Raw genomic sequence first — 23,702 nt, 5'->3', positions numbered from 1 at the left:
TTTGAAAAGGGAAAGAGTCTTATGAAATCGCTACTCGACCTGTTCAAGCAATTCACTCCCGATGAGCATTTCGATGCCATCAAGATCGGCATGGCTTCGCCCGAGAAGATCCGTTCGTGGTCTTTCGGTGAAGTGAAGAAGCCCGAGACGATCAACTACCGCACGTTCAAGCCCGAGCGCGACGGTCTCTTCTGCGCCAAGATCTTCGGCCCCATCAAGGACTACGAGTGCCTGTGCGGCAAGTACAAGCGCCTGAAGCACCGCGGTGTGATCTGCGAGAAGTGCGGCGTTGAAGTCACGCAGACCAAGGTGCGTCGCGAGCGCATGGGTCATATCGACCTGGCCGCGCCCTGCGCCCACATCTGGTTCCTGAAGTCGCTGCCGTCGCGTCTGGGCCTCGTGCTCGACATGACGCTGCGCGACATCGAACGCGTGCTGTACTTCGAAGCCTACGTGATCACCGACCCCGGCATGACCCCGCTGAAGAAGTTCGGCATCATGTCCGAGGACGACTACGACGCGAAGCGCAAGGAATACGGCGACGAATTCGTTGCCAAGATGGGCGCCGAAGGCATCAAAGACCTGCTCGAAGGCATCGAGCTCGACAGCGAGATCGAACGCCTGCGCGGTGACCTGACCGGTTCCGAAGTCAAGGTCAAGAAGAACTCCAAGCGCCTGAAGGTGCTGGAAGCCTTCCGCAAGTCGGGCATCAAGCCCCAGTGGATGGTGCTGGACGTGCTGCCCGTGCTGCCGCCGGACCTGCGTCCGCTGGTGCCGCTGGACGGCGGCCGCTTCGCGACCTCCGACCTGAACGACCTGTACCGCCGCGTCATCAACCGCAACTCGCGTCTGCGCCGCCTGCTGGAGCTGAAGGCTCCGGAAATCATCGCGCGCAATGAAAAGCGGATGCTGCAAGAGGCTGTCGACTCGCTGCTGGACAACGGCCGCCGTGGCAAGGCCATGACGGGCGCCAACAAGCGCGCGCTGAAGTCGCTCGCCGACATGATCAAGGGCAAGAGCGGCCGCTTCCGCCAGAATCTGCTGGGCAAGCGCGTCGACTACTCGGGCCGTTCGGTCATCGTGGTGGGCCCGACGCTCAAGCTGCACCAGTGCGGCCTGCCGAAGCTGATGGCGCTCGAGCTGTTCAAGCCCTTCATCTTCTCGCGCCTCGAAGCCATGGGCATCGCGACGACGATCAAAGCTGCCAAGAAGGAAGTCGAATCGGGCACGCCGGTGGTCTGGGACATCCTGGAAGAGGTCATCAAAGAGCACCCGGTCATGCTGAACCGTGCGCCTACGCTGCACCGTCTGGGCATCCAGGCCTTCGAGCCGATCCTGATCGAAGGCAAGGCCATCCAGCTGCACCCGCTCGTCTGCGCGGCATTCAACGCCGACTTCGACGGTGACCAGATGGCCGTTCACGTGCCGCTGTCGGTGGAAGCGCAAATGGAAGCCCGCACGCTGATGCTGGCCTCCAACAACGTGCTGTTCCCGGCTTCGGGCGAACCGTCGATCGTTCCTTCGCAGGACGTGGTGCTGGGTCTGTACTACACGACCCGCGACCGCATCAACGGCAAGGGCGAGGGCCTGATCTTCTCCGACATCGGTGAAGTGCAGCGCGCGCTCGACGCCAACGAAGTCGAGCTGACCGCCCGCGTCGCCGTGCGTATCACGGAGTACACGAAGAACAAGGAAACCGGCGAATTCACGCCGTCGACCTCGCTCGTGGACACCACCGTGGGCCGCGCGCTGCTGTCCGAGATCCTGCCGAAGGGCCTGCCGTTCTCGAACATCAACAAGGCGCTGAAGAAGAAGGAAATCTCCAAGCTCATCAACGTCTCGTTCCGCAAGTGCGGCCTGAAAGAGACCGTCGTGTTCGCCGACAAGCTGCTGCAAAACGGCTTCCGCCTGGCAACCAAGGCCGGTATCTCGATCGCCATCGACGACATGCTGGTGCCCGCTGAGAAGCACGGCATCATCGAGCGCTCGGCCAAGGAAGTGAAGGAGATCGAGCAGCAGTACGTGTCCGGTCTCGTGACCTCCGGCGAACGCTACAACAAGGTGGTGGACATCTGGGGCAAGGCCGGCGACGAAGTGTCGAAGGTCATGATGGCCAAGCTCTCCAAGGAGCGCGTCATCGATCGCCACGGCAAGGACGTCGAGCAGGAGTCGTTCAACTCCATCTACATGATGGCCGACTCGGGTGCCCGCGGTTCCGCTGCGCAGATTCGCCAGGTGGCCGGTATGCGGGGCCTGATGGCCAAGCCGGACGGCTCGATCATCGAGACGCCCATTACCGCGAACTTCCGCGAAGGCCTGAACGTGCTGGAGTACTTTATCTCCACCCACGGTGCCCGTAAGGGTCTGGCCGACACGGCGCTGAAGACGGCGAACTCGGGTTACCTGACCCGTCGTCTGGTCGACGTGACGCAAGACCTGGTCGTGACCGAACAGGACTGCGGCACGCACAACGGCTACCTGATGCGCGCGATCGTCGAAGGCGGTGAAGTGATCGAGTCGCTGCGCGACCGAATCCTGGGCCGTACGGCTGCGGACGACGTGCTGCATCCGGAAAACCGTGCGGTGCTGCTGAAGGCCGGTTCGATGTTCGACGAGGACACCATCGAAGAACTCGAGGCGCAAGGCGTCGACGAGGTCAAGGTGCGTACCGCGCTGACCTGCGAAACCCGCTTCGGCATCTGCGCGACCTGCTACGGCCGCGACCTGGGCCGCGGCGGCCTGATCAACATCGGCGAAGCCGTCGGTGTGATCGCTGCGCAGTCCATCGGCGAACCCGGCACGCAGCTGACGATGCGTACCTTCCACATCGGTGGTGCCGCTTCGCGCGCTGCCATCGCTTCGAGCGTGGAAGCCAAGTCGAACGGTTCGATCGGCTTCAATGCCACGATGCGCTACGTGACCAACAGCAAGAGCGAGCTGGTCGTGATTTCGCGTTCGGGCGAGATCGTCATCCATGACGAACACGGCCGTGAGCGCGAGCGCCACAAGGTGCCGTACGGTGCGACCCTGACGGTCAAGGCCGACCAGCAGATCAAGGCTGGCCACGTGCTGGCCAACTGGGACCCGCTGACCCGCCCGATCATCACGGAATTCGCCGGCAAGACGCAGTTCGAAAACGTCGAGGAAGGCCTCACGGTCGCCAAGCAGGTGGACGAAGTGACCGGTCTGTCGACCCTGGTCGTGATCGACCCGAAGCGCCGCGGCGCTGCCAAGGTCGTTCGCCCGCAGGTCAAGCTGATCGACGCGCAAGGCCAGGAAGTGAAGATCCCGGGTACCGACCACTCGGTGACGATCGGTTTCCCGATCGGCGCTCTGGTGCAGGTGCGCGACGGCCAGGACGTGGGCCCCGGCGAAGTGCTGGCGCGTATTCCGGTCGAAGGCCAGAAGACCCGCGACATTACCGGCGGTCTGCCGCGCGTTGCCGAGCTGTTCGAAGCCCGTTCGCCGAAGGACAAGGGCATGCTGGCCGAAATGACCGGTACCGTGTCGTTCGGCAAGGAAACGAAGGGCAAGATCCGCCTGCAGATCACCGATCCGGAAGGCACGGTCTGGGAAGACCTCGTGCCGAAGGAAAAGAACATCCTGGTGCACGAAGGCCAGGTGGTGAACAAGGGCGAATCCGTGGTCGACGGCCCGGCGGACCCGCAGGACATCCTGCGCCTGCTGGGTTCGGAAGAACTGGCGCGCTACATCGTGGACGAAGTGCAGGACGTGTACCGCCTGCAAGGTGTGAAGATCAACGACAAGCACATCGAGGTGATCGTTCGCCAGATGCTGCGCCGCGTCGTGGTCGACAACATCGGCGAGACCGGCTACATCTCCGGCGAACAGGTCGAACGCAGCGAAATGCTCAACACCAACGACGCCCTGCGCGCCGAAGGCAAGATCCCCGCGACGTTCACCAACCTGCTGCTGGGTATCACGAAGGCGTCGCTGTCGACCGACTCGTTCATCTCGGCTGCTTCGTTCCAGGAAACGACGCGCGTGCTGACCGAAGCCGCGATCATGGGCAAGCGCGACGAGCTGCGCGGCCTGAAGGAAAACGTCATCGTCGGCCGCCTGATTCCCGCAGGCACCGGCATGGCGTACCACCAGGCCCGCAAGGTCAAGGACGCCATGGACGAGGCCGAGCGCCGCGCCATCGCCGAGTCGGAAGCTGCCGAACTGGCAGGCTCCGGCGAGAGCGATGTGACCAGCACGGCCGACGCCAGCGAAGGCGCCGCGACCGAATAACTGGTTAGCATCACCGGCCATGACCGGTACCCCACGCCCCCCGACCGCTCACGGTTGGGGGGCGTTTTTCTTTGTGTTCTCCATGGGACTTTGTCGATGAGCCTGTTGCCCGAATCGTTGGCCAGCTGGATCGTGATCGCGGCGCTGTTGTTCTGGTTTGTCGGCGCTTACAACCGGCTGGTGCGTTTGCGCGCGGCCGTGCTGCAGTCTTACGTCACGCTCGATGCCGCATTGAGCAAGCAACTGGACTTTGTCCAGGCGAGCATCACCGCCGCGGCGCCGGCCGAGGCGCCGTCGAACGAGCTGCTGTCGTCGATCGCGCCGCTGCAGGCTTCCACCACCCAGTTGGCCACGCTGCTGGGTGCGACGCGACAGCGCCCGCTCGATGCGGGCGGCATGGCCGCCCTGGCCACCGCGCTGCGGGTGTGGATCGGCGCATGGCAGCGCCAGCATCCGGATGCGGTGACGGTCTTCGAGGCCGACGGCACGCTCTCGCGCCCGGCGCAACCGCAGCCCGGTGCTGTGACGGCGGCGGTGGTGTCCAGCACCACCGAACCGATCGCATGGCCCGAGCCGTCGGCTGCCGCAGAGATTGCACGTGGCCAGTTCAATATCGCGGTGAAGCACTACAACGCCGCCATCGCCCAATTTCCGGCGCTGCTGGTGGCATGGGCCGTGCGTCTGCGCGCGGCCGCGCCTTTGCTTTGACGCGGACTTTTTTCTTTACCTTTTGCGGCGTCCTGCCTTTGGCTCGCCCATTACCATCGCCCCAACTTGGCTGAACTACCTTCCGACCCTTCCAGCAACGCCGCGCCGCTGCTGCAACCGCCGCTGTGGCGCCAACTGCAATTGACCGCGGCGGCGCTGGCGTCGATCCGCGCGGGCACCTCGGGCTCCGTGGCGTTCGATGCTGTCGAGCCCGCGTTGCGGCCGGGCGTGCAGGCGCTCGGTTTCCAGGTGCTTCGCTGGCTCGGCCGTGCCGAAGCGCTACGCCGCCACCTGGCCAAGCGCACGCCGCCGCCATTGCCCGATGCCTTGCTGTGCACCGCGCTGGCGCTGGCCTGGGATGCCGAACGCGCGCCCTACGAGCCCTTCACGCTGGTCGATCAGGCGGTCGAGGCGGCCAAGCGAAACCCCGCCACCCGGGCGCAGGCCAGCTTCATCAATGCATGCCTGCGCCGCTTTTTGCGGGAGCGCGACGAACTCGTCGCCATCACCGACAGCGAGCCGGTCGCGCAATGGAACCATCCGCGCTGGTGGATCGAACGCCTCAAGCGTGACCACCCCCGCGAATGGCAGCGCGTGCTGGGGGCCGACAACGCGCAGGCGCCGATGACGCTGCGCGTCAATGTCCAGAAATCCAACGCGGCTTCCTATCTGTCGGAGCTGGAAGCCGTGGGCCTTGCCGCCACCCGTGTCGGCCCCAGCGGCCTGCAACTGGCCCGCGCGCGGCCGGTGCAGCAGTTGCCCGGTTTCGCCGACGGGGCCTGTTCGGTACAGGACGCCGCCGCCCAGATGGCCGCGCCCCTGCTGCTCGAAGGCCTGCTGCCCGCCAAGTCGGGCGCCGCGCCGCTGCGCGTGCTCGACGCCTGCGCCGCACCCGGCGGCAAGACCGCGCACCTGCTCGAGCTGGCCGGCCCGGATGCCGTCGAAGTGACCGCCCTGGAGGTCGATGCCGTCCGCAGCCGCCGGATCGACGAAACCCTGGCCCGCCTCGGCCTGAAGGCCAAGGTGGTGGTGGCCGATGCCGCGCGTCCCGCCGACTGGTGGGACGGCACGCCTTTCGACGCCATCCTGCTCGACGCGCCGTGCACGGCTTCGGGCATCGTTCGCCGCCATCCCGACGTCCGCTGGCTGCGCCGCGAGAGCGACACCGCCCAGCTGGCCGTCCAGCAGGCCGCGCTCCTGGCCGCGCTCTGGCCGCTGGTACGGCCCGGCGGCCGTCTTCTTTACTGCACCTGCTCCGTCTTCCGTGAAGAGGGTTCGCAACAAATTGATGCGTTTCTTGTACACAACACCAACGCACGATTGCAGCCGTCGCCGGGCCATTTGCTGCCTCAAAGCGGGGCGAATGCCCGTGGCGTCCCGGACAATCCCTCTGGTGACCACGACGGCTTCTTCTACGCCCTGCTTGAAAAGCACCCGCACTGAGCGGCGCTGGCCGGTCCTGCTGGCCGTGCTGCTCTGGGTCTGGGTAATCTGGACGGCATGCCTGCCCGCGCCGGCGGCGGCCCAGAGCCGGCCAGGTGCCACGATCACGCAGATGCGCCTGGAGCAGGCCGATGACGGTGTGTACCTCGGCGCGGCTGTGCAGTTCGAGTTGCCCTCGCTGGTCGAGGAGGTGCTCGACAAGGGCATCGCCATCTACTTCGTGGCCGAGGCCGAGCTCTTCCAGGAGCGCTGGTACTGGACCGATCGCAAGGTGGCGCAAGTGCAGCGTCACATGCGGCTGGCCTACCAGCCACTCACGCGGCGCTGGCGGCTCAATGTGTCGCCACTGCCCATCACCGGCGCGGTGGGCATGGGCATCTCGCTGAATCAGAATTTCGACACCCTCAGCGACGCGCTGGATGCCATCAAGCGCATCGGCCGGCTGCGGCTGGGCGACGTGGCCGAGATCGGCGACGAGCCGCTGCACCAGGTGACCTTCCGCTTCCGGCTCGACACCTCGCAGTTGCCGCGCCCCTTCCAGATCGGCGTCGTCGGCCTGGCCGACTGGAACATCTCGGCCGAGCGCACCGCGCGCCTGGCACTGGAGAAACAACGGTGAGCACCAAACCGCGCAGCGGCGCGGCGGCCACGCCCGCCGCCAGCCGCTCGCGCGCGATGCGCTGGGCCGTGGGCGTGGGGGCCGCCATGGTGACGGCCATCGGCCTTGTGCTGATGTTCCTGCTGGCCCAGGCCACCAACAACCGCGAGCTGTACGAGCGCAACTACGTGCGCCTGTTCGGCATCAACGTCGTGGTGGCGGTGCTGCTGGTGCTTGTGATCGGCTGGGTGGCCTTCCGGTTGCTGCGGCGCTTGCGCCAGGGCAAGTTCGGCAGCCGCCTGCTGATCAAGCTGGCTGCGATCTTCGCGCTGGTGGGGGTGGTGCCGGGGGCATTGGTCTACGTCGTGTCCTACCAGTTTGTCGAACGCTCGATCGAGAGCTGGTTCGACGTCAAGGTCGAAGGCGCGCTCGACGCGGGCCTGAACCTCGGCCGCGCCACGCTCGATTCGCTGTCCGACGACCTGGCCGTGAAGACCCGCAGTGCTAGCGCGCAACTGGCCCAGGTGCCCGATGCGAGCGCGGGCCTGGTGCTGGAGCGCATCCGCGACCAGCTCGAAGCCAGCGATGTGGTGCTCTGGACCGGTTCCGGACAGCTGATCGCCGGTGCCGGCGCCTCGCGCTTCCAGCTCAACCCCGAGCGGCCGACCACCCAGCAGTTTCGCCAGGTCCGGCCGGAGCGGGCCATCGCCCACATCGAGGGCCTCGATGAAACCGCGGTGCCCGGCGCCGCGGCGCCCATCGCGAGCGTGCGGGCACTGGCCATGGTGCAGCGGCCGGGCTTCGACTTCGACACCGCGCCGCGTTATCTGCAGGTCACGCGACCGCTGCCGCCGGCCGTGGTCAAGAACGCGCTGGATGTGCAGGAGGCGAACCGCGAATACCAGGAGCGCGCGCTCGCACGTGGCGGGCTGCGCCGCATGTACATCGGCACGCTCACGCTGAGCCTGTTTCTTGCCGTGTTCGGCGCGGTGCTGCTGGCCGTGCTGTTCGGCAACCAGCTCGCTCGGCCGTTGCTCGTGCTCGCCGACGGCGTGCGCCAGGTGGCCGCCGGCGACCTGCGGCCCACCGCGGTGCTGCAAGGGAAGGACGAGCTGGGCGGCTTGACGCGCTCCTTCGCCGTCATGACCCAGCAACTGGCGGACGCCCGCGGCGTGGTCGAAAAAACCATGGGTGAACTCGATGCCGCCCGGGCCAACCTGCAGACCATTCTGGATAACCTCACGTCGGGCGTGATCGTGCTCGACGCCAAGGGCACCGTGCTCTCGACCAACCCGGGCGCGACCCGCGTGCTGCGCGCACCGCTGGCGGCCTACGAAGGGCAGGCCTTGATCGACGTGCCGGGCCTGGCCGACTTCGGTGCCAAGGTGCAGCAGCAGTTCGACGAGTTCCAGGTCGAGCGCATGCAGCACGGCCTCGACCACTGGCAGCATGCCTTCGAGCTGCACGCCAGCGGCGCCGATCTGCCGCAGCAAGACGGCGCCATCAACATCGTCGCGCGCGGCGCGGAGCTGCCCGGTGCCGCACGGCTCCTGGTGTTCGACGACATCTCCGAGATCGTGTCGGCCCAGCGCGCGCAGGCCTGGGGCGAAGTGGCGCGCCGGCTCGCGCACGAAATCAAGAACCCGCTGACGCCCATCCAGCTGTCGGCTGAGCGGCTCGAGATGAAGCTCTCGGGCAAGGTTGCGCCGCCCGAGCAGGCCATCCTTGTGAAGTCGGTGAAGACCATCGTCGACCAGGTCGATGCCATGAAGCGGCTGGTGAACGAGTTCCGCGACTACGCGCGCCTGCCCGCAGCCGACCTCAAGCCGGTCGACCTCAATGCCCTGCTGGTCGACGTGCTCCAGCTCTACAACGCCGAGAGCCTGCCGATCACGCTGCGCTCCGAGCTCGACGAGCGCTGCCCGCCCATTCGCGGCGACGCGCAGCAGATCCGCCAGGTCATACACAACCTGTTGCAGAACGCCCAGGATGCCGCCGAGGCCGCCGCGAGCGGCACGGGCAAGACGGGCGAAGTGGTCGTTCGCACGCGGCTGGGCGATTCGGGCCAGCGCGTGCGGCTGACCGTGCAGGACAGCGGCCCGGGTTTTGCCGAGAACATTCTCAAGCGCGCCTTCGAGCCGTACGTCACGACGAAAACAAAAGGTACCGGTTTGGGCCTTGCCGTCGTCAAGAAGATCGCCGACGAGCACGGCGCGCGCATCGAGCTTTCGAACCGCGTTGTCGACGGGGCTGTGGCAGGGGCGCAAGTCTCGCTATCATTCGCGCTGGCAAGCGAGTCGCGCGCAGCGGCCGCTCACACCGAAGATTCGAAGTCTTCCGCCGTCTGAGCGCGAGCAAATACATCGCTCGGGCGATGGACGGGCCAGCGGACCCTACCTACTTTGCAGACACCAGCGCATACAACAAGCAGCACTCATGGCAAACATTCTCGTGGTCGATGACGAGCTGGGCATCCGGGACCTGCTCTTCGAAATTCTCAATGACGAAGGTCACAACGTGGAGCTCGCGGAAAACGCCGCCGAAGCCCGCGCTGCGCGCCAGCGTGCGCGGCCCGACCTCGTGCTGCTCGACATCTGGATGCCCGACACCGACGGCGTCACGCTGCTCAAGGAATGGTCCACCGCCGGCCTGCTGAGCATGCCCGTCATCATGATGAGCGGGCACGCCACCATCGACACGGCAGTCGATGCCACGCGCATCGGCGCCTTCGCCTTCCTCGAAAAGCCGATCACGCTGCAGAAGCTGCTGAAGGCCGTCGAGCAGGGCCTGGCCCGCGAGAGCGCACGCCGCGCCGCCGCTGGCGTGGTGCCCGCGCCGGTGGGTGGCCACCAGCCGGCGGCCATCACGACGACGGGTGACAGCCTGCTGATGGCGTCGCTCGCCTCGGTGCCCGTGCCCGACGCCGGCCCGCAGTCGACCCAGAGCTTCGACCTCGACCGCCCGCTGCGCGATGCACGCGACGGTTTCGAAAAAGCGTACTTCGAGTTCCACCTTGCAATGGAGAACGGTTCGATGACCCGCGTTGCCGAGAAAACCGGCCTGGAACGCACCCATCTTTATCGCAAACTCAAACAACTTGGCGTGGATCTTTCAAGAGGGCGCAGAAGCGCTGTATAATTTGAGGCTGCACACAATGCAGCCGAGGCCCGGTAGCTCAGTTGGTAGAGCAGCGGATTGAAAATCCGCGTGTCGGTGGTTCGATTCCGCCCCAGGCCACCATATTCCGCTTTCCCTTTTGCGGGAAAGCACAAAAAAGCCCCAAGCAATCAACAGCCTGGGGCTTTTTTCATGCCCGCCTCATCCCGCAGGCAGGCAGCGAAGCTGTGCAGCTCAACGCACCAGCAACTTCATCATCCGCTCGAACGTCTTCCCATAAGGCGGCTTGAACAGCCCCAGCCCGTTGAACGCCGACTGATGAAAGATCGGCTTCATCTTCGAGAAGGTCTCGAAGCCGTACTCCCCGTGGTACGCCCCCATGCCGCTCGCGCCGACGCCGCCGAAGGGGAGGTCGTCCTGGGCGATGTGCAGCAGGGTGTCGTTGATCGACACGCCGCCGGCCACGGTGTCGTGCATCACGCGGTCGATGGTCGTGCGGTTCTTCTCGAACAGGTACAGCGCCAGCGGGCGCGGATGCGCGTTGACGTAAGCGATGGCTTCATCGATCGCGCCGTAGCCCATCACCGGCAGGAGCGGGCCGAAGATCTCTTCCTTCATCACGCGCATGCCGTCCTGCACGCCAGTCAGCAGCACGGGCGGAAAGCGCCGCGTGGCCGCGTCGGGCGCCATGTCGGACAGCGGCGTGGCCATCGCGCCATCTTGTTGCGCCAGCGCCGCCAGTTCCTGCAGCCGCGAGAAATGGCGTGGGCTGACGATGCTCGTGTAGTCGGTGTTGGTGGCAAGGTTCGGGTACATCGCCGCGAACACGCGCCGCGCGCTGTCGATGAAGCGCTGTTGCTGGCCTTCGGGCACCAGCACGTAGTCGGGCGCGATGCAGGTCTGGCCCGCATTGAGCGTCTTGCCCACGAGGATGCGTTCCACGGCTTTCTCGAAATTGGCGTCGGGCCCGATGATCGCCGGCGACTTGCCGCCCAGCTCCAGCGTGACCGGCGTGAGGTTCTCGCTCGCGGCGCGCATCACGTGGTGGCCAACGGCGGTCGAGCCGGTGAACAGCAGATGGTCGAAGGGCAGGCTGGAGAATTCGCGCGCCGCCTCGGCGTCGCCGTTGACGACCGCGATCTCGTCGGCCGCGAAGCTCGCGCGCACCAGTGTCGCGAACAGCTCGGCAAAGCGCGGCGTGAACTCCGACTGCTTGAGCATGATGCGATTGCCCGCGGCCAGCGCCGCGGTCATCGGCCCCACGGCCAGGTTCAGCGGGTAGTTCCACGGCACCACGATGCCGACCACGCCCAGCGGCTGCGGCATGATCCGCGACGACGCGGGCTTGAACCACAAACCGGTCGAGCGGTGCCGCACACGCATCCACTTTTTGCCGTGGCTCAACGCATGGTTGATGCCCTCGATGGCGGGGAACACCTCGGCCAGTTCGGTTTCCTGGAACGGGCGGTTGAAGAAGTCGGCGCTGATGGCGGCGGCGATCTCGCGGCGGTTGTCCTTGACCAGTGCGCGCAGGCGCCGCAAGCGGTCGGCGCGCTCGCTCCAGGGCGGCGTCTGGGCATGCAGGCTTGCGGCCCGCATGGCATCGAAGGTCTGTCGCATGTCTTGTGTCATGGGTTCTTCGCCAGGGCCTTTCAGCCCACCTGTTGATACACCGGCCAGTGATCCTGGACCTTGCCACCGCGCAGTGTGACGAGGTCGCCGAACTGCAGCAGCACGCCTTCGACGATGGCCGGCCGCAGGAACACCTGGTCGTCCACCTTCAGGCCCACCGCCGGCGAGCCGGTGACATTCTCCTGGTTCGCACTGTGCCCCAGGATGCCGTTGAACTGCAGCCCCTTCGGCGACTCGTACTCGGCCAGCCAGTAGCCCCCGTAGACATAGAAGGTCTCGCGCTGGTTCACGTCCCACCACGAGAAGATCTTCGACTTGCCGTCGAGCGCCGGGATCATCACCGGCCCCGTGGCCTTGATCACCGGCGTGGCAATGAAGGCGGCCGGCACATGCGCGGCCAGCGTGTCGATGTCGTAGTGCGTGGGCTTGAGCAAGGCGGTGCCGGTGCTGACCTCGGTGCTCAGCTTCTCGGCCTCGTGCAGCTTGTAGCTCGGGCTGCCGCCGGTATTGAGCGTGAGGCCTTCGTTCCACAGCGCCGGGTACTGCCCGCGCACGTGATCGACGAAGCCTTGGTAGATCGCCATGGCCTTGCCCAGCAGTTCCTCGGGCGACCCCAGCACCTTCGGCACGCCGAAACCCACGTGCGCGTCATAGCCCATGAAGCCCGCGAACTCCAATTGCTGCGGGTTGGCCGCGATCAGATCGAGCATGCGGCCCAGCGTGGCGTTGTCGGCAACGCCGCCGCGGTGCAGGCCCACGTCGATCTCGATGTTGATGCGCATCTTCGTACCCAGCCCCTTGGCGAGCGCGAGGTACTGCTGCAGCCGCTCGGGTGTGTCGAGCAGCCACTGCAACTGGCGCGATGCATCGAAAGGCCCCTTGTGCTGCTTGTAGAAAAGCTCGGCCGACTGCACGGGCAGCGGCTTGCCCATGAGGATGTCGAAATCCGGAAAGATCTGCGCGTCGATGTTCAGGAAGGGCTGGTGAAAAGACATCAGCCGCTTCGTTCCCGAACGCTTCGCGACGTAGTCGATCAGTGCATGCGAAGGCAGCGACTTCTCGACGATGCGGTAGTGCTTGCCGCCTTGCTTCAGGCTCTGCATCACGAGGTCGAGGTTGCGGTCCATGCGATCGAGGTCGATGACCATGCAGGGGCGCATCGGGCCGTTCTTCTTCAGCTCTTCGTTGAGCGCGCGAAAGTAGTCGTCGTACGGTGCGCCGTGGTCGCCGGGCCGCAGCGCGAAGGCACCGACGGCGGCCACCCCCAGGGTTCCCAGCAGGATCTTTCGACGGCTCATGCATTCACTCCGAACAGTTGGCGCAGATAGGGGTTGAGCATGCGCCCTTCGGGGTCGAGCTGGGCACGCAATGCGAGAAAGTCTTTCCAGTGCGGGTAGAGCGTAGCGAGTTGCGCCGGCCCCAGGTCATGGAGCTTGCCCCAGTGCGGGCGGCCCTGGTATTTGCGGTAGATCGGGCCGATCTCCGACAGCAGGTAGTCGTAAGCCTCGCCCTGCGCGGCGTGCACGGCGATCGAGCAGCTGTCGCGTGCATGGAAGGGGCTGAGCCACGCATCGTCGGCCTGCACGAAGCGGAATTCGAGCGGAAAGAACACGTCGTTGCGCCGCTCCAGCGCCGCGATCACCTCGCGCACGCAGGCCAGGCCATCGGCTTGCGGCACATGGCATTCGGTCTCGTTGAACTTGGTGGGGCGCTGCGTCGAGAGCAGCTTCCACGAGCGGTTCTTCGCCTCTTCGGTCTGGTCGACATCGATCAGCTTGCCGGCCACCCAGCGGCGCAGTTGCGGGAACCAGCCGAGCCAGTCGCGCAGACGGCGCAGGTCGCGCAGCATCTCCTCGTCGGCCGAGGGCGACTGCACGGTGTCGGTGCCCGCATACAGGTCGTTGACGATGCCGGCGGCATAGCCGGTGTGGGGCAGGTAATAGAACTCGAAGTTGCGATGCTTTTCCGCCAGTGCGGGCGCCTCGTCGAGCATGGCCTGCAGCGGCCGCAGGAACACACGGCGATGCAGATTGAAGGCCGGCACCACGCGCACCGTTGCCTGCGTGATCACGCCGAGGCTGCCGAGCGACACGCGCGCGGCCGCGAGCAGCTCGGGGTTGCGCTCCCCGCTGCACTCGAGCACTTCGCCGTTCGGCGTCATGAGCCGCAGCGCGAGCACATCGGCATGCAGCGCGGGCAGCGTCTTGCCGGTGCCGTGCGTGGCCGTGGCGATGGCACCCGCAAAAGACTGCGTGTCGATGTCCGGCAGGTTGCGCAGGCCGAAGCCCTGCGCGTCGAGCTGGCGCGACAGCAGCGCGAGGCGGGCACCGGCCTGCAGCGTCACGGTCTGCGCCTGCGTGTCGAAGGCGACCAACTCCGACATGCGGTCGAGCGAGACCAGCGTCGCGTCGGTGGGCACCAGCGCGGTGAACGAATGGCCGGCGCCGACGCAGCGCACGCCGGCCGGGCCGGCCTTGCGCAGCACCTCGGCCAGCTCGGCCTCGTTGCCCGGGGTTTCGAGGGCCTTCGGCGTGCAGTGCTGGATGCCGGACCAGTTCGTCCATGCGGGTGTTGCGGTGGGCGGCGGGCTGGCCGTCGATGTAGCGGGCGCTGCCGCATGGGCGTCAACGCCATGGCTGCCCAGTGCCGCGACCACGGCGATACCCGCACCGGCCTTCAACACGGAACGTCGGCCTTCTCGGTCTGCCGATGAAGAAGCGTCATTCATTTCGGCTCATCCTTCCCTTGGCTCATGAACACGATCAATGCGCGCATGTCGGCCTCGCTGCAGTCCATGCACAGGCCCTTCGGCGGCATGGCGTTGAAGCCTTCCATGGCATGCCTGGCCAGCAGGTCCATGCCTTTGTCCAGGCGCGGCTTCCATTGCGCAACGGCACCGGTCAGTGGGGCCTTGGCGTCGATGGATGTGTGGCAGGCCATACACGCCCGCTCGTACTTCGCGCGCAACTCGGCCGACGCGGGCCGCAGCGATTCCGCCTGCCGGATGTCCGCTGCGGAGGGGGCGGGTGCGGCGCCTTCGCCGCAGGCCGAGATGGCCAGCAGCATCGCCAGCAGGCCCGCGCGGGTGGCGGTGCGCGGGTTGTGTGGCGGTGCCGCGGTAAGTGCCCAACGGATCGTCATTCGTGTCTCCTCCGGTGCCTCGCGTGGAGGCCTGTGCGATTCTTGATTGCCTGGCTGTGAATGCTGCGCGCGCTCAGGCCCCGGCACCGCGTGCCATGTTGGCCGGCGGCCGGCTCCATGCCAGGTCGGCCGGATCGGCCGCCATCGGCCCGGCGGCCTTTGCCACCAGGATCGCGCTGGCGATCGGTGCGAAGTCGGCGCGGAAATGCACCGAGCTCGTGTTGAAGCCGCCGATGAAGATGCGCATGGATGCCTTGGGTGGGGTTTCAGCGCTTGTGGTGAACCGGCGCCAATCCGTAGACCGGGGTGGCGAGGCCTTCCATACGCGCCTTGATCTGGAGCGCCAATGTGCGTGAATAGAAGCGCGACTGGCTCAGGTTGCCGCCATGGATCCACAGCGCTTCCTGCTGCGTTGGTTTCCACATGTTGCGCAGTTCGCCTTCCCATGGGCCGGGGTCGTTCGTGGTGGCCGAGCCCAGGCCCCAGCATTTGCCCACGCGGTCGGCTACCTCGGGCGACACCAGGTCGGCCAGCCAGCTGTTCATGGAGCCATAGCCGGTGGCGTAGACCAGCACGTCCGCCGGCAGTTCGCTGCCGTCGGTCAGCAACACCGAACGCGGCAACACGCGCTCGATGCTGGCGCGGCTGCGCAGCTTGATGCGGCCGTCCGCAATCAGCTCCGAGGCGCCCACGTCGATGTAGTAGCCCGAACCGCGCCGCACGTACTTGGCGTGCAGGCCTGAGCCGTCTTCGCCGAAGTCGAGCATGAAGCCGGCGGCCTCGAGGCGCGCGTAGAAGTCCTTGTCGCGCTCGGCGATGGCCTTGAACAGCGGAATGCCCAGGCGCGGGGAGACGCGGTGCGGCATCGAGGCCTGCAGCAGGTCGGCCTTCTCGGTGGTGATGCCGGCGTCGACGGCCTGCTCGGAATAGAGCGGGCCGAAGGCCATCTCCATCAGGGTCTCGGAGCGCGCGATCAGCGTGGACGAACGTTGGATCATGGTCACGTCCGCACCGTGCTCCCACAGGTCGGCGCAGATGTCGTGCGCCGAATTGTTGGCGCCCAGTACCACCACCCGCTTGCCGCGGTAGGCCTCGCCACCGGGGTGCTGGCTGGAGTGGTGCTGCTCGCCCTCGAAACTGTCGGCACCCGCCAGGCTGGGCACGACTGGGTAGCCGGCCACGCCCAGCGCAAAGACCAGTTGCCTGGGCCGCAGCACGATGGTCTGTCCTTCGCGCTCGACCTCGACCTCCCAGGTCCGGGTGGCCTCGTCGAAGCGCGCCTTGCGGCACGTGGTGGAGCCCCAGTAGTTGAGTTCCATGAGGCGCGTGTAGGCCTCCAGCCAGTCGCCCAGCTTGTCCTTGGGGCTGAACACCGGCCAGTCGTCGGGGAACGGCATGTAGGGCAGGTGGTCGTACCAGACCGGGTCGTGCAGGCACAGCGACTTGTAGCGTTTGCGCCAGGTGTCGCCGGCACGCGCATGGCGCTCGACCACCAGCGTCGGCACGCCCAGGCGACGCAGCCGCGCGGCAAGCGCGATGCCGCCCTGGCCGCCGCCCACGATCAGGCAATAGGGCTGCTCGGTGTGGCCGAGCGCCTTGGCCTCCTGTTCGCGCTGCTCCAGCCAGGTCACGCGCGCCTGGTTGGCGCCATGCTCGGCGCCCTTGATGCGACGATGGCGCGACTGCTCCTCGAAGCCCTTGAGTTCTTCCAGCACTGTCAGCAGCGTCCAGCAACGGCCTTCGCGCAGCCGCAGCACGCCCTGGCCACGGCCGCAGGCGGTCTCGAAGTGCAGCATGGCGCTCACCACGCCGCCGTGTTCTTCCGGCTCGCCCTCGATGCGCCACTGGTCCGGCTTGGCTTGGGCCAGCGTGGCGCGCAGCATGTCGCCGATCTGTGCGCGGCCCTCGCAGGTGAGGATGTTCCAGGTCAGGGCGGCCATGTCGCGCCAGAAGCATTCCTGTGCATCGAAGAGTTCGCATGCCGCATCGACATCGCCACGCGTGAGTGCGTCATCGAAACGGGCCAGCCAAGCTTGGGTCTGAGCAAGCGCGGAAGTGGAGCCGGCGGCCGGCGCGGCGTTGCGCGGAGCGTCTGTCATGTGGGGTTCCTTTTGAAAGCGAAAGAGGGGAGCGAACGGGGCTGCCGATTCAGGCCGGCCTGCGGATCAGGCGGTCCATGAAGCGGGGAAACAGCCGGTTCAGGTGATAGGTGCGGCGCCCGTCGGCGGCGGGCACGATCAGGAAGCGCTTGCGCGCCAGCTGCGCCCACAGGGCAGCGGCCACCGCTTCGGGCGTGAGCGTGGTGTGGCGCTCTTCCTCGGCCAGCACGGCGGCGGGCTTGAAGCGGTTCTCGCGTTCCAGCCCGGGCGTGCGCGTGTTGGGTGGGCACAGCACGGCCACCTCGATGCCGAAGGGCGCCAGCTCGCGCTTGAGCGCTTCGCTGAAGCCGATCACGGCGAACTTGGAGGCGCAATAACCGGTGTAGCCGAAGATGCCCAGAAAGCCCGCCATCGACGACGTGTTGACGATGCGGCCCCGCCGCGCAGCCACCATGCGGGGCGCGACGATCTTGCAGGCATAGGCCGTGCCGAGATAGTTGAGTCGCATCATGCGGTCCAGGTCTTCCACCGGCAGTTCGTCGAGGAAGCCCGGGCGCGCATAGCCTGCTACGTTGAAGAGCTGCGTGGGCGTGCCGTGCGCGTCCATCAGCGCATGCAGGCGGGCCTCGAGCGCCGCGTGGTCGCCGATGTCGCACGAGACCGCCTGCAGCACCTGGGTGGGGGCCTGCCGGCGTGCCTCCATCGCGGCCATGGCCGCTGCCAGCTTCACGGTGTCGCGCGCAAGGATGGTCACGCTGTGGCCATTGCCGGTCAGGTCGAGCGCGATGGCGCGGCCGATGCCCTCGGAGCCACCGGTCACGAGCGACCAGCCCGCGCGTGCATCGCCGGTCTTCATGACGCGGCCTTTGCGGCAGGCTGCAGCCGGGTGTGGCTGGAAGCCGCGTCGGCGATGACGCGCCAGTCGTAATGCATCGGCACCAGCACGCCGCGCCGCCAGGCCTCGCTCTGGTCGTCGTAGTGCGGACTGCGCGGGTCGCCCGAGGCGCCATGGAACACGATCCAGCGGCAGGCGGCCCAGTCGCCCACGTCGAAGACATAGCGCGCGAGCGAGGCATACGCGGCATCCGTGCCCAGGTGCGGGACGTAGCCGGTGGTGAAGACCGTGTCGTTGTCGCCGTCGACCGCGCCCTTGTCGCGCGGCGCCAGTGCGTCTTCGTTCGGGAAAGCCGCCGCCAGCGGATGGCGCAGCACCAGGTGATGCCGTTCGCCCCAGGTGGCGGTGGATTCGCGCGCGACGGTGCCCAGTGCCTCGGCCAGCAATTCGTTCCAGGTGGCACCGCCGAGCAGGCGGCGGTCGTCGTGGCGCAGCAGGTGCGGCAGGCACCAGCCGAGCTGGTACTCGACCGCGAGCCCGGGCGGAATGGTGCGCTGCTGTGCCGGGTCGAGCGCGGCCAGGCCGCTGCGTTGCGCGAGCGCGCGGGTCAGTGCCAGCCGCAGCGAGACGTAGTCGCCGGCCTCTGCTGAGTCGGCGTCGATGCGCGCGTCCCAGGCCAGCAGCCGGTCGCGCAGCGCGGCGGCATCGGGGTCGGTGAGATCGGCAAGCGGCAGCGCGGCCAGGTGTGCGCAAAGTTCGCGCGCGGGCAGGCTCAGCGTGTCGCGGTGGATGGCCGCCATGTCGTCCACGCCGGCGGGCCCCAGTTCGGCCAGGCGCTCCCAGATGCGGCGCGCACGGTTCGGCGGATGGCAATCGGTGCAGAGGTAGTCGGCGTGCTTGGCCACCACGCGGTTGTTGGCGGTCACGATCACGCCCGGTGCGGGGTCGATCTGGCGCGGCATGCGCTCCCATTCGATCCAGCCCCGCCATGCATGGCTGTCGAGCCAGCCGGGAACAGGCAGCCAGCCGTTGGCGGCCGGCCGGCGCGGCACCTTGGCCCGCACCAAGTGGCCGATGTGGCCGGCGGTGTCGGCCGCGACCAGGTTGTGGTCCACCAGCCCCCAGCCGCGGCAGGCCTCGTAGAGCGCGTCGACGCTCGTGGCCCGCATCATCGGCCGCATGCAGTCGAAGGAGCGGTCGGTCTCCACGTCGGGCGCGTGGCGCAGCACCAGCGCCGTGCCGCTGCGCGCATCGCCCGCGACCACCGGGCCGCGCGCCGTGACGAGCACTTCGCATTCGACGGCGTCCTGGCCGCGTACGCGGATGCGCTCGGTGCGCCGCGCCACGTCGGCCCATTGCGCACCGCTGCCATCGGCTTCGGTGCGCAGCAGGTAGCGCGCGGCGTCCGCGTCGAAGCGTTCGAGATAGATGTCGGCGGTGTCGACGAAGGCCACCGTCACGCTCCACGCCACCTGCGCGTTGTGCGCGAAGTGCGGAAAGCCCGGCACACCCGGAGAGGTCAGGCCCACCACGTCGAAGTCGTCGCAGGCCAGGTGGCACTGCAGGTACATGTTGGGCATGTCGAGCAGCCGGTGCGGATCGCCCGCGACCAATGGCCGGCCGCTGGCCGTGCGGCTGCCGTGCAGTGCCCAGTTGTTGCTGCCGCCGCCGGTGGCTTCGGGCGTGTTCCCGTCGACGAAGGTGGCCATCGCATCGGCCAGCGCCGCAAGGTCGGGCGCCAGCCGCGCGGCGGTGCTGCCAGGTGGCATGCAGAGCATTTCGTCGCCGCCGTCGTCCATGCGCAGCGCACCCAGCGCCTGTGCACCGACCACCGGCAGCGCGATCGCACGCCAGAGCTTGGGGTAGACCGGGTTGAGCAGCAGGCTGGTCTGGCGCAGCACCGCGATGCAGTGCCAGTCTTCCCACGGCTCGGGCGTTTCTTCGAACAGCGCGTACTCGGGCGGCAGCGGGCCGCTGGTCATGAAGGCATTCACGCCGGCGGTGTAGGCCGCGAGCATCGCGCGGGTTTCAGCATTGGCTGCGGCGGCATCGCGCCTGCTGCACTCGGCCAGGCCCATGCGGCGCGCGAGCATGTCCGAGGGCAATGCCGTGGGGCCGATCCACTCGGCGTACCGGCCCAGCGTGCGGCGGCGCAGCGCGTCCATCTGCCACAGCCGATCGCTCGCATGCACATGGCCGAGCGCGAAGAAGGCATCGTCGGCGCCCTTGGCGCGCAGGTGCGGAACACCCCAGGCATCGCGCCAGAGATCGACTGGCGCGTGCAGGCCGGGCAGTTGTTGCGTGGCGGCGGTCATTGGTGGGCTCCTTGCGCGCCATGAGTTTGTTTGGCGCCATCGGCCCGCAGCACGGGCGGCAGTTGCTGCAGCCACGGCGTGATCTGCTCGTAGAGCCGCGTGAGCCGCAACACCGACAGGTCGGCGCGTGGCCGGCCGATGATCTGCACGCCCATCGGCAGCCCCTTCGCGTTGAAGCCCACGGGCAGGCTGATGACCGGGCAGCCCGAGAGCGTGCCCGGCGTGACCACCTCCATCCAGCGGTGGTAGCTGTCCATGGTGCGGCCCGCAATCTCACGTGGCCAGTGCTGCTCGACCGGGAACGGAAAGACCTGCGCCGTCGGCAATGCCAGAAAATCGTGGTGCTCGAACAGGCCCAGCAGGTGGTCGTACCAGGCGGTGCGATCGACCAGCGCCTGCTGCACGTCGGACACCGCGAGCTGGCGGCATTGCGCGATCTCCCATTGCAGTTCGGGCTTCATCAGCGCGCGTGCCTCGGGCTTGTCGTAGGCAGCGCCGAGGTTGCTGCCGATGCCGAACTGCCGCAGCACCACGAAGGCGCGCCAGATGCGGTGCCAGTCGAAGTCTGGCGCGATCGCCTCGACCCGCACGCCGCCCGCATCGAGCCGGCCGAGCGCGGTTTCGCACAGCGCCAGGATGCCGTCCTCGAACGGCATGTGGCCGCCCAGGTCGCCGAGCCAGCCGATGCGCTTGCCCTTCAGGTCGGCGTCGAGCTGGCCGTGCCAGTCGGGCACCGCGCTGTCGAGCGAAAGCGGTGCTCGTGCGTCGTAGCCCGACTGCACCGAGAGCAGCAGCGCGAGGTCGTCGGCGCTGCGCCCCATCGGCCCTTCGGTGACCAGTTGCCCCATGAAGGTTTCGTTGCGCGGCCAGAAGGGCACGCGGCCCTGCGAAGGGCGAAAGCCGAGCACGTTGTTGAAGGCCGCCGGATTGCGCAGCGAGCCGCCCATGTCGGCGCCGTCCGCCACCGGCAGCATGCGCAGCGCGAGCGCCACGGCCGTGCCGCCGCTCGATCCGCCCGCGCTGAAGTCGGGGTTCCATGCATTGCCGGTGGCACCGAACACGGGGTTGTAGGTGTGCGAGCCCAGGCCGAACTCCGGCACGTTGGTCTTGCCGATGAAGATCGCGCCGGCCGCGCGCATGCGCTCGGCCATGATGGCGTCGACGGCCGGCACGTTGTTCGCGAACAGCGGCGAGCCGAAGGTCGAGCGGATGCCCTTGGCCGCCGCCGTGTCCTTGATAGCCTGCGGCAGGCCATGCAGCGGACCGAGCGCCTGGCCGGCGGCCACCGCGGCATCGGCCGCATCGGCCTGCGCCAGCACCTGCGCGCGATCGACCATCGAGACGATCGCATTGAAGCGCGGGTTCAACGCATCGACCTGCTGCAGGAAGGCGCTGACCACCTCGCGCGAGGACAGCGCGCGGCTGCGGATCATCGCGGCCAGCTGGCGCGCAGGCAGGTGGCAGATTTCGGGCACGTGCACCGGGGCCGGCGCGGCATCGACGACAGGAAGATTCATGGCAATCGTTGGTTTCGCTTCAAGGCTTCGGAAAGATTCGGGTCGACTCAGGAAGAACGGGCCGCAGCCTGCGCGTCCGCCAGCAGGCAGCTCACGGCGCCGCCCGGGTGGGGCTGCAGCTGCGGGACCACGCGGTCGCATTGCGCAAGGCGGTGCGCGCAGCGCGGGTGAAAGGGGCAGCCGCTCGGCGGGTTCAGCGGATCGGGGTAGGCCAGGCCCAGGCCGGGGTCGGGAATGCCGAGGCCGGGCTCGGGCGTCAGCACCGACATCAGCAGCGCCTGCGTGTACGGATGCGCCGGCGCGCGGAACAGCGTGGCGGCGTCGGCCAGCTCGACCACGCGGCCCAGGTACATCACCGCCACGCGCGTGGCGATGTGCTCGACCACCGCCAGGTTGTGGCTGATGAAGATGTAGGTCAGGCCGAACTCGCGGCGCAGGTCGACCAGCAGGTTCAGGATGTGCGACTGCACCGACACGTCGAGCGCCGAGGTCGGTTCGTCGCACACCAGCACCTCCGGCCGCATGACGAGCGCGCGTGCAATCGCCACGCGCTGGCGCTGGCCGCCCGACAGTTCGCCCGGCTGCCGGTCGGCGAAGCGGGCCGGCAGGCCCACGCGGTCGAGCATCTCGAGCGCGCGCTGGCGCTGCTGCGCGGCGTCGCCGATGCCATGCACCTTCAGCGGAAAGCTCACCAGTTCCAGCAGCGTCTGGCGCGGGTTGAGCGAAGAGTACGGGTCCTGGAACACCGGCTGCACGCGGCGGGCGAGCTGCTTGCGGTCGATCTTCGCGATGTCTTCGCCATCGAAGCGCACCTGGCCCGCGGTAGCGGGCATCAGGCCGAGCAGCATGCGCGCGAGCGTCGACTTGCCGCAGCCCGACTCGCCCACGATGCCCAGCACCTCGCCGCGCTGGATGTCGAGCGACACGCCGTTGACCGCATGCAGCATGCGCTTGGGCCTGAACACGCCGCCACCGACCGGGAAGGCGCGGTGCAGGCCCTGCAGGGACATCAGTGTGTTCATTGCTCGGCTCCCATGGCAGTGTCCTTGTCGAGGTGGCAGTGCCAGGCGTGGCCGGCCGCGTCGCTGCGATGCGGCGGCGCCGTCTCGCACAGCGGCTGCGCGAACTCGCAGCGCTCGCGAAAGCTGCAGCCGCGCAGTTCGCCGGTCAGCGCCGGCACGGTGCCGCGGATGATGCCCAGGTGCCCGCCCGGCGCGGTGCGTCCAGGCACCGGAATGCAGCGCAGCAGTCCGCGCGTGTAGGGATGGCGCGGCTGGCCGAAGACCTGCGCGGTGCTGCCTTCCTCGACGATGCGCCCGGCATACATCACGGCGACCTTGTGCGCCACGCGCGCCACCACGCCGAGGTCGTGCGTGACCAGCACGATCGCGATGCCCAGCTCGCGCTGCAGGTCGAGCAGCAACCGCAGGATCTGCGCTTGGATCGTCACGTCGAGCGCGGTGGTGGGCTCGTCGGCGATCAGCACGTCGGGGTCGCACATCAACGCCATCGCGATCATCACGCGCTGGCGCAGCCCGCCCGAGAGCTGGTGCGGGTATTGGCCGAGCCGCTCGGCCGCCGATGCGATGCCGACGCGGCCCAGCAGGTGGATGGCGCGCTCGCGCGCTTCGGCCGCCGACGAGCGGCGATGGTGGCGGTGCACCTCGGTCATCTGGTCGCCGATGGTCAGTGCCGGGTTGAGCGCGGTCATCGGCTCCTGGAAGATCATCGCCATGCGTTCGCCGCGCAGCGCGTTGACGGTGCGCCGGCTGGCCGTGGCCAGGTCCTGCCCACCGACGCGCAGCGTCTGCGCGCGCCGCCGCGCGCTGCCGGGCAAGAGGTCCATGACGGCCAGCGATGTCATCGACTTGCCGCAGCCCGATTCGCCGACGATGCACAGCGTCTGGCCGGGATCGACCGAGAACGAGACGTCACGCACGGCATGCACCGTGCCGTGGCCCGTGCCGATGTCGACACTGAGATGACGCACTTCGAGCGCGGGTGCCGAGGCACCGGGAGAAGGAGAAAGAACGGCTGCCATCG

At 67.7% G+C, this 23,702-nt stretch carries 16 protein-coding genes, 1 tRNA gene and 1 pseudogene; 7 read left to right on the top strand and 11 right to left on the bottom strand.

What is annotated here, in order from left to right; translation table 11 throughout:
* The first annotated feature begins 21 nt into the window (after window positions 1–21).
* The 7 genes from rpoC to ACGLHS_RS19540 all read left to right on the top strand — a co-directional run bounded on the left by rpoC (window position 22) and on the right by ACGLHS_RS19540 (window position 10,243).
* Window positions 22–4,254: a DNA-directed RNA polymerase subunit beta' gene (gene rpoC / locus ACGLHS_RS19570; protein WP_093243518.1), complete on the top strand. Its 4,233-nt coding sequence runs from the start codon at window positions 22–24 to the stop codon at window positions 4,252–4,254.
* Between the two features lie 96 nt (window positions 4,255–4,350).
* Entirely contained in the window at window positions 4,351–4,962 is a 612-nt protein-coding gene (locus ACGLHS_RS19565; protein ID WP_394482379.1) for a lema family protein, read from the top strand.
* A 111-nt stretch (window positions 4,963–5,073) separates the two neighbouring features.
* Window positions 5,074–6,405: a 16S rRNA (cytosine(967)-C(5))-methyltransferase RsmB gene (gene rsmB, locus ACGLHS_RS19560; RefSeq protein WP_394482507.1), complete on the top strand. Its 1,332-nt coding sequence runs from the start codon at window positions 5,074–5,076 to the stop codon at window positions 6,403–6,405.
* The gene (locus ACGLHS_RS19555) at window positions 6,386–7,024 is read left to right on the top strand and encodes a DUF4390 domain-containing protein (RefSeq protein WP_394482377.1); all 639 of its coding nucleotides are present in this window, start codon (window positions 6,386–6,388) and stop codon (window positions 7,022–7,024) included. The genes rsmB and ACGLHS_RS19555 overlap by 20 nt, the downstream gene beginning before the upstream one ends.
* Window positions 7,021–9,351, top strand: a complete 2,331-nt coding sequence (locus ACGLHS_RS19550) for an ATP-binding protein (protein ID WP_093243526.1) — start codon at window positions 7,021–7,023, stop codon at window positions 9,349–9,351. The genes ACGLHS_RS19555 and ACGLHS_RS19550 overlap by 4 nt, the downstream gene beginning before the upstream one ends.
* A gap of 88 nt (window positions 9,352–9,439) precedes the next feature.
* Window positions 9,440–10,141: a response regulator gene (locus ACGLHS_RS19545; protein WP_093243528.1), complete on the top strand. Its 702-nt coding sequence runs from the start codon at window positions 9,440–9,442 to the stop codon at window positions 10,139–10,141.
* A 26-nt stretch (window positions 10,142–10,167) separates the two neighbouring features.
* A tRNA-Phe gene (locus ACGLHS_RS19540) sits at window positions 10,168–10,243 on the top strand.
* A gap of 111 nt (window positions 10,244–10,354) precedes the next feature.
* On the opposite strand, the gene ACGLHS_RS19535 is transcribed toward ACGLHS_RS19540, so the two are convergent.
* The 11 genes and pseudogenes from ACGLHS_RS19535 to ACGLHS_RS19485 form a co-directional block, all read right to left on the bottom strand.
* Entirely contained in the window at window positions 10,355–11,740 is a 1,386-nt protein-coding gene (locus ACGLHS_RS19535) for a coniferyl aldehyde dehydrogenase (RefSeq protein WP_394482373.1), read from the bottom strand.
* A 32-nt stretch (window positions 11,741–11,772) separates the two neighbouring features.
* Complete coding sequence (locus tag ACGLHS_RS19530) at window positions 11,773–13,050, bottom strand: DSD1 family PLP-dependent enzyme (protein ID WP_394482371.1); 1,278 nt, start codon at window positions 13,048–13,050, stop codon at window positions 11,773–11,775.
* Window positions 13,047–14,480, bottom strand: a complete 1,434-nt coding sequence (locus ACGLHS_RS19525; RefSeq protein ID WP_394482369.1) for a D-arabinono-1,4-lactone oxidase — start codon at window positions 14,478–14,480, stop codon at window positions 13,047–13,049. Before ACGLHS_RS19525 ends, ACGLHS_RS19530 begins: the two co-directional genes overlap by 4 nt.
* Window positions 14,477–14,893 carry a c-type cytochrome gene (locus ACGLHS_RS19520; protein ID WP_394482367.1) on the bottom strand — a complete coding sequence of 139 codons (417 nt, stop codon included), beginning with the start codon at window positions 14,891–14,893 and terminating at the stop codon, window positions 14,477–14,479. Before ACGLHS_RS19520 ends, ACGLHS_RS19525 begins: the two co-directional genes overlap by 4 nt.
* A gap of 73 nt (window positions 14,894–14,966) precedes the next feature.
* Window positions 14,967–15,116: pseudogene (locus ACGLHS_RS19515) on the bottom strand (MlrC C-terminal domain-containing protein); the annotation flags it as partial.
* Window positions 15,117–15,159: 43 nt separating this feature from the next.
* Window positions 15,160–16,992 (bottom strand): NAD(P)-binding domain-containing protein, encoded by a 1,833-nt coding sequence (locus tag ACGLHS_RS19510; protein ID WP_394482365.1) that lies wholly within the window; start codon window positions 16,990–16,992, stop codon window positions 15,160–15,162.
* A 49-nt stretch (window positions 16,993–17,041) separates the two neighbouring features.
* A complete protein-coding gene (locus ACGLHS_RS19505) occupies window positions 17,042–17,848 on the bottom strand; it encodes an SDR family oxidoreductase (RefSeq protein ID WP_394482363.1) in 807 nt (268 codons plus the stop codon).
* Window positions 17,845–20,142 (bottom strand): penicillin acylase family protein, encoded by a 2,298-nt coding sequence (locus ACGLHS_RS19500; RefSeq protein WP_394482361.1) that lies wholly within the window; start codon window positions 20,140–20,142, stop codon window positions 17,845–17,847. The genes ACGLHS_RS19505 and ACGLHS_RS19500 overlap by 4 nt, the downstream gene beginning before the upstream one ends.
* On the bottom strand, window positions 20,139–21,659 hold the full coding sequence (locus ACGLHS_RS19495) for an amidase (protein ID WP_394482358.1): 1,521 nt from the start codon (window positions 21,657–21,659) through the stop codon (window positions 20,139–20,141). Before ACGLHS_RS19495 ends, ACGLHS_RS19500 begins: the two co-directional genes overlap by 4 nt.
* 47 nt (window positions 21,660–21,706) lie before the next feature.
* Window positions 21,707–22,681 (bottom strand): ABC transporter ATP-binding protein, encoded by a 975-nt coding sequence (locus tag ACGLHS_RS19490; RefSeq protein WP_394482356.1) that lies wholly within the window; start codon window positions 22,679–22,681, stop codon window positions 21,707–21,709.
* Window positions 22,678–23,700, bottom strand: a complete 1,023-nt coding sequence (locus ACGLHS_RS19485; protein WP_394482354.1) for an ABC transporter ATP-binding protein — start codon at window positions 23,698–23,700, stop codon at window positions 22,678–22,680. Before ACGLHS_RS19485 ends, ACGLHS_RS19490 begins: the two co-directional genes overlap by 4 nt.
* Between the last annotated feature and the right edge of the window lie 2 nt (window positions 23,701–23,702).

The organism is Variovorax sp. VaC1 (assembly GCF_043658315.1).
Taxonomy (GTDB): Bacteria; Pseudomonadota; Gammaproteobacteria; order Burkholderiales; family Burkholderiaceae_C; genus Variovorax.
The sequence above is the reverse complement of the archived record's forward strand: the minus strand, read 5'-3'. Positions and strand labels throughout refer to the sequence as shown.